The following is a 1,346-nucleotide window of genomic DNA, read 5'->3' on the forward strand; positions in this document are numbered from 1 at the left end:
ATCCACTAATGTATAAAATATCCTTTCCTAAATTTTACTCATCTCAATAATTTTTTTGCACTTGTGAGAAATCCGGGAATAGTTGTGGATAATGGTGCCGAGTTCCACAGCCATTATTTCGATCAACTTTTAGCAACTTATGCTTGTACCAAAAAACATCGCCCACCTGCTTATCCTCGATTCGGCTCAGTCGTGGAGAGACTATTTAGAACTGCCAACACCCAACTGATTTATGAATTGCTTGGCAATACCCAACTTACAAGAAAACATCGTTGTGTAACTAAATCTGTTAGTCCCTCAAAACAGGCAGTGTGGACGTTAATTGTCTTATATTCGGCTCTTTTATCGTGGGGTTACGAAGTATATGAGCAACGCGAACATCCAGCACTAGGACAAACACCTCGTGATGCCTTCAATGTCGGAATTGCACTCGGTGGTAGCAGACTGCACAGACGAGTAGAATATGACAACATCTTCCGTATTCTCACTTTACCCGCACCCCAACAAAGTAAACGTAAAATTCAACCAGGTCAGGGAGTGAAAATTCATAACATTTACTACTGGAATAATGAATTCCGTAATCCGGAAATTGAATTTACATCAGTTGATGTTAGATATGACCCCTGGGATGCTGGAATTGCTTATGCCTTAGTTCAGGGACAATGGGTAGAGTGTATCTCAAAGTACTACCAATACTTTAAAGGACGCTCAGAAAAGGAAATTCAATTAGTTAGTGCAGAATTGCTAGCTCGCAAACGACTACAAGGTCATAATTTTATTAACTCAGACCGAGAGTTAGTACAGTTCCTTAACTCTGTTGAGTTAACAGAAGAAAAATTGCTATTACAACGTCTAAAAAATGCTGAAAATAAAAGCGTTTTACAACTGATTGAAGACCCGTCTATAGTTAGATGTGTTTCTGATCAGCTTCACTCAGATTTTGAGAATAATTCATCTGAAGTTAATTTGCTTGAATCGGAAAACAATTATTTAGAAACCGACCAATTAATGGACATAAAAAATAAATTAGTATCCCTAGAATACTATGGAGAGTTCTGATGAGTGACGAAGAAGGCTTTCCTAAGCAACTACTTGAGCAATCTATTCCTGAGAGAATTGCTTACTTTAAAAATTACACAATGGCGCATCCGAAATTGCTGTCAGCCTCGCAAAAGCTCATGCTCACTGTTGAAGAGCCTGCTGCAACTTCACTCATGTTTCTGTTCGGGCCAACAGGTGTTGGTAAAACTACCTTACTACGTCGTATGAGGCATCACCGTGCCAAAACGGGAAAATTGTACGCTAAGGCTGAAACCTATATTACATAAGCATTTTAGCGATACTTA

At 38.9% G+C, this 1,346-nt stretch carries 2 protein-coding genes; both read left to right on the forward strand.

Features of this window, described 5'->3' with window-relative positions; all coding sequences use genetic code 11:
* Nucleotides 1-84: 84 nt before the first annotated feature.
* On the forward strand, nt 85-1,059 hold the full coding sequence (locus ACEYW6_RS36230; RefSeq protein ID WP_412983608.1) for a Mu transposase C-terminal domain-containing protein: 975 nt from the start codon (nt 85-87) through the stop codon (nt 1,057-1,059).
* Nucleotides 1,059-1,328 (forward strand): hypothetical protein, encoded by a 270-nt coding sequence (locus ACEYW6_RS36235; protein WP_412983609.1) that lies wholly within the window; start codon nt 1,059-1,061, stop codon nt 1,326-1,328. Before ACEYW6_RS36230 ends, ACEYW6_RS36235 begins: the two co-directional genes overlap by 1 nt.
* Nucleotides 1,329-1,346 lie beyond the last annotated feature (18 nt).

This window comes from Nostoc sp. UIC 10607, from assembly GCF_047228265.1.
Taxonomy (GTDB): domain Bacteria; phylum Cyanobacteriota; class Cyanobacteriia; order Cyanobacteriales; family Nostocaceae; genus Nostoc; species Nostoc foliaceum_A.

What these genes read in the sequence shown, in the direction of transcription:
- ACEYW6_RS36235 (WP_412983609.1), top strand. Translation starts at nt 1,059, where the DNA reads ATGAGTGACGAAGAAGGCTTTCCTAAGCAACTACTTGAGCAATCTATT.